General features: G+C 70.8%; 5 protein-coding genes. 3 read left to right on the top strand and 2 right to left on the bottom strand.

The window, feature by feature from the left end; translation table 11 throughout:
- Positions 1 to 1,784, top strand: a 1,784-nt coding sequence (locus tag AB0O00_RS24705) for a TIM-barrel domain-containing protein (RefSeq protein ID WP_363655187.1), incomplete at its 5' end; no start/stop codon positions are given.
- 60 nt (positions 1,785 to 1,844) lie between these two features.
- On the opposite strand, the gene AB0O00_RS24700 is transcribed toward AB0O00_RS24705, so the two are convergent.
- Together AB0O00_RS24700 and AB0O00_RS24695 are read right to left on the bottom strand one after the other, a co-directional pair.
- Entirely contained in the window at positions 1,845 to 3,992 is a 2,148-nt protein-coding gene (locus AB0O00_RS24700; protein ID WP_363655185.1) for an alpha-galactosidase, read from the bottom strand.
- A 646-nt stretch (positions 3,993 to 4,638) separates the two neighbouring features.
- Positions 4,639 to 4,812, bottom strand: a complete 174-nt coding sequence (locus AB0O00_RS24695) for a hypothetical protein (RefSeq protein ID WP_363655189.1) — start codon at positions 4,810 to 4,812, stop codon at positions 4,639 to 4,641.
- A 520-nt stretch (positions 4,813 to 5,332) separates the two neighbouring features.
- On the opposite strand from AB0O00_RS24695, the gene AB0O00_RS24690 reads away from it, so the two are divergent.
- Positions 5,333 to 6,754, top strand: a complete 1,422-nt coding sequence (locus AB0O00_RS24690) for a non-reducing end alpha-L-arabinofuranosidase family hydrolase (RefSeq protein ID WP_363655183.1) — start codon at positions 5,333 to 5,335, stop codon at positions 6,752 to 6,754.
- 416 nt (positions 6,755 to 7,170) lie between these two features.
- Positions 7,171 to 7,557: AbfB domain-containing protein (locus tag AB0O00_RS24685; protein ID WP_363655181.1), on the top strand; the 387-nt coding region annotated here is incomplete at its 3' end.

Genomic DNA, 7,557 nt, shown 5'->3' with positions numbered 1-7,557 from the left:
GCCTGGCCGTCGAGGCCTCGGCGGACGGCCGGCTGAGATTCCGCCACGCCGTCTCGGGCCGCGAACTCCTCGCCGAGCGCGACCCGCACGCGCACCACACCGGCTCCCGCGTCCACGCGGCCGGTGGTCGGACGCAGCAGTCCTTCGAGGCCTACGACGGCGAACGGCTGCACGGCCTTGGGCAGCACCTGCACGGGCGCCTGGACCAGAAGGGCTGTGTGATCGACCTCGTCCAGGCCAACACCGTGGCCGCCGTCCCCTTCCTGCACTCCTCGCGCGGCTACGGACTGCTCTGGAACAACCCCGCCACCGGCCGCGTCGAACTGGGCGCCGACACCACCCGGTGGACCGCCGACGGCGGCGGGCGCATCGACTACTGGATCACCGCTGGCGACACCCCGGCCCGGATCCTGGACTCCTACACCCTTGCCACTGGCCGTCCGCCCCTGCTGCCCGAATGGGCGTCGGGCTTCTGGCAGTCGAAGCTGCGCTACCGGACCCAGGGCGAACTCCTGGCCGTGGCACGGGAGTACAAGAAGCGAGGACTGCCGCTGTCCGTCATCGTCTGCGACTTCTTCCACTGGCCGAGGATGGGCGACTGGCGCTTCGAAGAGAGCGAGTGGCCCGACCCCGCCGCCATGGTCGAGGAGCTGTCGGACCTCGGAGCGAGGCTCGCCGTCTCGGTGTGGCCCACCGTCGAGCCCGGAAGCGACGCGTACGACGGGCTCCGCTCAGCCGGGCACCTCGTACGGGACACGGGCGGCGGCCTGCTGACCTTCCCGTGGCCGTCCCGGCACAGCGGGCAGGCTCTGATCCGCCCGATGGCGTACTACGACGCCACCCACCCCGGAGCCCGCGCCGCCCTGTGGCAGCGGCTGAACGACAACTACCGCTCGCTGGGAGTGGCGTGCTTCTGGCTCGACGCCTGCGAACCCGACGTACCCTCGGACCTCGCCGAGCGCGCCGTCTACGCCGCCGGGCCGGCCGCCGTGGCCGCGAACCTCTACCCGCTGGAGCACGCCCGCGCGGTGGCCGACGGCCTGCGTGCGGCGGGCGAGGACCGGCCGCTGTCGCTGGTCCGTTCGGCGTGGGCGGGCAGCCAGCGCCACGGGGCCCTGCTGTGGTCCGGCGACATCCCCACGACCTTCGACTCCCTCGCCCGCCAGATCAGGGCGGGGCTGAACGTCGCGATGAGCGGCATCCCCTGGTGGAACACCGACATCGGTGGCTTCTTCGGCGGCGACCCGGACGACCCGGCGTACCGCGAGCTGATGGTCCGGTGGTTCCAGTACGGCACCTTCAGCCCCGTCATGCGGCTGCACGGCGACCGCGCGCCCAACTACCCCGCCTTCGAGACGGACATGACCGGCGGGCCGAACGAGGTCTGGTCGTACGGGGAGGAGGCGTACGGCATCCTCCGCGACCACCTGTTGCTGCGCGAGCGCCTGCGCCCGTACCTGCACGGCCTGTCCGAGGACGCCCACCGCACCGGCGCCCCGCCCATGCGTCCGCTGTTCTTCGACTTCCCCGAGGACGAGCGCGCCTGGGAGGTGGACGACCAGTTCCTGCTCGGCCCCGACCTGCTGGTGGCACCCGTGTACGAGGCGGGCGTCCGGGCCCGCCGGGTGTACCTGCCGTCCGGCACCCGTTGGTGCGACCCGGCCACCGGCGGTGTGCTGGAGGGCGGAACGACGCTCGACGCCGAGGCCCCGCTGGAGCGCATCCCGGTCTTCGTACGAGAAGGCGCCGACGTCGCGGCCCGGCTGACCTCCTCTGCGGCCTGAGGAAGGAGAGAACGGTCGTGCAATCCCTCCCCGCGGCGCGGTACGCCTTCGCCGACCTCTTCATCGCCTCCCGGAGGCCGGCGGCTGCGTCTGGGCCTCGAGCACCAACGCCTGGCCGGGCTGGTTGGCCAGGGCCGGGGCGGCCAGGCCGACCTGGGTCAGGAACCGGCCGGTCAGGGTGAGCGCGGATGCCCGTCGTGCCCAGGCGGGCCAGGTGTGCTCGGGGCAGGAGAGCTCGGGCCGCACCCGCAGGGCGTAATGGACCTCGGGGTCCAGGCCCGCGAGGCGTACGGGCGCGCCGTTCTCGGCGACGGAGGTGTCCAGTTGGACGTACGCGAAGACGGCGTGGGTCCGGTCCCGCGAGACGACGCCGTGGACCCAGGCGGCCGGGTCGGGGTGGTCGGTGCGGACGACGTCGCCGCCGTGGAGCAGCGGCCGTAGCTGCTTGTAGGCACTGACCCACGAGGTCAGTGCGGTCAGCTCGTCCTGCGACCAGTTCGAGATGTCGGATTCGATGCCCGCGTGACCGAACAGGGCGGTGGCGCAGCGGAAGGCGAGCGTGGTGTCGCGGCGGCTGATGTGGGCGGGGGCGGAGCCGATGTGGGAGCCGATCAGCTCGGGGGGCAGGAGCAGGCCGGTCCAGCGCTGGATGGCCTGGCGTTCGATCGGGTCGATGTTGTCCGATCCCCAGATCCGGTCGGTGCGTTCGAGGATGCCGAGGTCGGCGCGGGCTCCGCCGGAGGAGCAGGACTCGATCTCCAGCCCGGGGTGGCGGCTGCGCAGTTCGTCCAGGAGCTGGTAGACCGCCGTGGTCTGCGCGTGCACACCGGGTCGGCCGTCGTGGACGGCGTCGGCGAGGTCGCGGTTGTGGTCCCACTTGAGGTAGTCGATGCCCACGCCTCCGACGAGGGCGCTGATCCGCTCCAGCAGATAGGCGTGGGCGTCGGGGTGCGCGACGTCCAGGACGTGCTGGCTGCGCTGCTCGAACGGGAGGCGTTCGGGGTCGGCGAGGAACCAGTCGGGGTGGGCGCGGGCCAGGTCGGAGTCGGGGTTGACCATCTCGGGCTCGACCCAGAGGCCGAACTGCATGCCGAGCCCGTGGACGTGGTCGGCGAGCGGGCGCAGTCCTTCGGGCCACACCTTCTCGTCGACGTACCAGTCGCCGAGGCCGGCCCGGTCGTGGCGGCGGTGCAGGAACCAGCCGTCGTCCACGACGAACCGTTCCACGCCGACCGTTGCCGCGGTGTTCGCAAGGGCGCGTACCTGCTCGGGATCGTGGTCGAAGTAGACCGCCTCCCAGATGTTCATGGTGACCGGCCGGGCGGAGTTCGGGTGCCGGGGTCGGCTCCGGAGCATGTCGTGGAATCCTCGGCTGATCCCGTCCAGGCCCGTGCCGGAGGTCCCGAAGTACACCCACGGGGTTCGGTACGACTCGTGCTCCGCCAACCGGATCTCACCTGCGTCCAGCAGTTCGCCGCCGCCGAGGACCGTCGTCCCGTCGGCCAGCCGCTCCGCGTACTGGACGTGGTTGCCGCTCCAAGCAGCGTGCACGCCCCAGACCTCGCCGTGCCGGAAGCCGAAGCCCTCGGTACCGGCGAGCAGCAACCCGGCGTCGAAACCGGTGCGGCCGCGCCGGCTCTCCCTCGACCACACACCCTGCCGCAGCGGAGCGCGCTGAGGGGAGCGCTCACGGGCCCAGCGGCCCGCGAAATCCAGCAGTTCCGCGGCATGGGCGGGCACCGGCAGCACACACGTGAGGACGTCCAGGGTGTAGGTGTCCGTGGCCGTGTTGGTCAGGGTGTGGCGCAGCCGCACCACGCCCTGCTCCGTCATCTGCAGTTCGGTGTCCAGCGCGAGCCTCGCACCGGGGTCCAGGGCCCGCGCATGGAGGGTGCCGCCCCGGCCGTCCTGGGCGCGTACGGCGGCCGGTTCGGCGAGCTCGAAGCGCAGAGGGCGCACCCGGCCGTCGCGGTGCCCGGACAGGGTCGGACGTCCGAACCAGCCCCAGCCCTGCCCCTGGGAGGGCATCAGACTCCCGGCCTGGTGGCGCGAGGTCCGGGCCATGGCGTCGAGCACCTGCGCGGCGTCGCCGGCACGGAAGCCGGGATCGACGCCCCAGTGCAGCACCCGGGGCATCGCGGGTCCGGTGGTGTCGAGCACGAGGGCCGCGTCACCGGCCGACAGCACGACGAGGTTCGCCTCAGTCATCTAGTCCTCGCTCAGGGGGGTCCTGGTCCAGTGCACGACGGGAGCCGGGCTGTACCGTCGCGGCGCGGCAGCTGTGGGACACGGGGGCGATGCGGTCACCGCTGCGGCCGACGAGCCGTGCCCGGCGCGGAAGCGTCCTCGTCCGCCTGGGGCACGGCCGGAGCCGTCCGGCCACGGGCCTGTCCGGTTCCGTCAGGAGCGCGGTCAGCGCTCGCACATGCGCTGGTCCGCCGCGTTCGCCGGTTCGGGCTCCCTTCGCCAGGGGGTTGGTTCCGTGCTCCCGCCGGACGGAGTGCACTCCAAGAGATAGCACGTTCGCCCTCGCGCTGAACATCCCATGGCCGCGAACAGGCGCAGGAGTCACGATGACAGGCCCGTATCTGCAAAGCTGCTCGACAGGCGGCACTGTCAGGAGGAACGGGGGGATGCACCCGCTCCACGGCGGCCTGCCTGCATTGCATCCCATGTCCGATCGCCGGCCGGTTCACCTACACCGCACATTCTGACCGTTGATGACGAGTCGTCAGGTTCCAGGGATGCCACGTCTGGGGTCTGCTTCTGTTCCGCCGGGGCACACCCGCCACCTGGGGGTGGGGCTCGGCGGAAAGCGGGGGCCGGGGAGCGGGCCGGACGAGGCCGGCACCCGTCACCGTGGCCCGAAGGGCGCCATCGCCACCCCTGCGCTGCGGGCGTCGACGATCCGTTCGAAGAAGAACTCGTGCTTGAGGAAGGAGACGTCGTACTCATGACCCGGGTACGGAGGGATCAGCTGGGCGGCCTGGTTGGACCGCTCCAGTCGACCGGTCGCCCCTCGTGCCACGGGAACATCGCGTCCAACTCCGCGTTCACCTGCGAATCGTGGACGGTGGTCGGCTACATCCGGGCTCGGCGGATGGAGCGGGCACGGTACTTCCTGCGCCTCCATGCTCTCCGTCCCGGCCGTCGCCGCGTCGGTCGGCACGGGAAGTCGTTGCAGCTGTCTTGACGTGCCGAGGTGGGCGGGTATTGACTCCGCTCACGTTCAAGATCTCATCCGCCTCCCACTGGGAGGGCTCGCTTCGACCCCGCAATGTTAGCGTTAACATTCTTCGCCGAGCCGTACGTCGCCCCCGCCGACTCGGTGGACGGCAACGCCTTCGCATACGGCGAGTTGGAGGCGCATCCTGCGCCGACTCCCCCCGCAGAGAGAAGCACCTGTGCAGGGCTTCTGAAGTCCGACAGGCAAAGGTGGGGCTTCCCCGCCGGCCGATCCCGACTCCTGGCGCGCGCCGCCAGGTACCACACGTGTCAACGACAACCGAACCGTGTGACAGCTCCATCCCCACAGATAGGACATCTCGATGCGCAGACGAAGTTCCAACCGCAGACCTCTGTCCGTGGTGCTCGCCGCCGTGGCTGCGGCCGTGGTGGCGTTGGCGTCGATGCTCGTCGCAGGCCAGGCTCAGGCGGCCACCAGCGGTGCATTGCGCGGTGCGGGTTCCGGTCGGTGTCTCGATGTGCCGAACGCGAGCCAGACCGACGGAACGTTCCTGCAGATCTGGGACTGCTCGGGCGGGACCAACCAGCAGTGGACGTTGACGTCCGGCAACCAGCTGACCGTGTACGGCACCAAGTGCCTGGATGTTCCGGGCCACGCCACCGCGGCCGGCACGCGGGTGGAGATCTGGTCCTGTACCGGCGCTGCGAACCAGCAGTGGCGGGTGAATTCCGACGGCACGGTCGTCGGCGTGGAGTCCGGGCTGTGCCTGGACGTGTCGGGCGGTGGCACGGGCAACGGCACGGCGGTGCAGCTGTGGAACTGCAGCGGCGCCGGCAACCAGCAGTGGACCGGCCTGTCCGGGACGGGCACCACGTGTGCTCTCCCGTCGACGTACCGGTGGACCTCGACCGGTCCGCTGGCGGAGCCGGTGAACGGGGGAGCCTCGCTGAAGGACTTCACCGACGTGGTCTACAACGGCAAGCACCTGGTCTACGCGACCTACTCCGACGGAACGTCGTGGAAGTCGATGGGATTCGCTCCCTTCACGAACTGGTCGGACATGGCCTCGGCCACCCAGACCGTCATGACCTCGTCCGCGGTGGCGCCCCAGCTGTTCTACTTCGCGCCCAAGAACACCTGGGTGCTGGCCTCGCTGGGATGGGGCACCGCCTGGCCCTTCACCTACCGCACGTCCAGCGACCCCACCAACCCCAACGGCTGGTCCGCGCCGCAGGCGCTGTTCACCGGCAGCCTCCCCACCGGCGGCCCGATCGACCCGACCCTGATCGCCGACGACCAGAACATGTACCTGTTCTTCGCGGGTGACAACGGCAGCATCTACCGGGCGAGCATGCCGATCGGGAACTTTCCCGGCAGCTTCGGCTCCTCGTACACCACGGTCATGAGCGACACGGTGCAGAACCTGTTCGAGGCGCCCCAGGTCTACAAGGTCCAGGGCCAGAACCAGTACCTCATGATCGTCGAGGCCCGGGACGTGAACGAGCACCGCTACTTCCGCTCGTTCACCGCCACCAGCCTGAACGGCTCCTGGACCCCGCAGGCCGCCACCGCGAGCAACCCCTTCGCCGGCCTGGCCAACAGCGGTGCCACCTGGACCAACGACATCAGCCACGGTGACCTGGTCCGCAACAACCCCGACCAGACCATGACCGTCGACCCCTGCAACCTCCAGCTCCTCTACCAGGGCAGGAACCCCAACTCGGACGGCACTTCCTACATCCAACTGCCGTACCGGCCGGGCGTGCTCACCCTGCAGCGCTGACCCGCCCGGTCCACCTGAGAACACCGGTACCCGACGCCTGGAGGAACCCCGGCCGCGCGCCGGTCGGGGTTCCTCGTCCTGGATGCAGGCGGTTCCTGTGCAGCCACTCCGCGGAGCCGTTCAGCGGGTGGTCACTTGACGAACGCCGCCGACGGCCCGTACCCCTGGCGCTGCGGATCGGCGGCCCGGACGGCGCCCTGCACGTCAGCCCGGCCGGCACCCTGGAGGCCGAGCTGCCCCGGCCTGACGGCGGCCCCAGGACGCGGGTCCCCGCACGGGCGTGCGGGGACTCCGCCCCACCCCGGACCCGGCCACCCCGGACCCACCCGACACCCGCCCGGCACCCGGAAGTCGTCGTCGCGGAGGCGATCTCGCGATTATGTGCGTTAACAACCAGACATATTGACGGTGTCTCAGTGTCTGGCCATAGTGATGGGCGGCGCAGCCCGGCCAGGAACCGGGCCAGCCTGGCCGGCAGCGGCTGCGTCTCCTTCGAGTCGGCCGACATGCCCGGCAGTTACCTCAGGCACTACGCGTTCCAGCTCCTTCTCCAGCCCAACGCGGGTACCAGCCAGTTCGCCGCCGACGCCACCTTCTGCGCGCAGCCCGGGAACAGCGGCACCGGCTACTCCCTGAAGTCCTTCAACTTCCCGGAGAGGTACGTCCGCCACTACCGCTTCGCCGGCTACGTCGCGAGCACGGCGGCACCGACGCCTGGGACAGCCCTTCGTCGTGGGCCCAGGACACCAGCCGGCTCGTCGCCGTCCCCTGGAGCTGACCAGCAGCCCCCGTGCAGGGGGTCC

The sequence above is a fragment of the Kitasatospora sp. NPDC093558 genome (genome assembly GCF_040683475.1).
Lineage (GTDB): Bacteria > Actinomycetota > Actinomycetes > Streptomycetales > Streptomycetaceae > Kitasatospora.
This window is presented reverse-complemented; position numbering and strand designations above follow the sequence as displayed.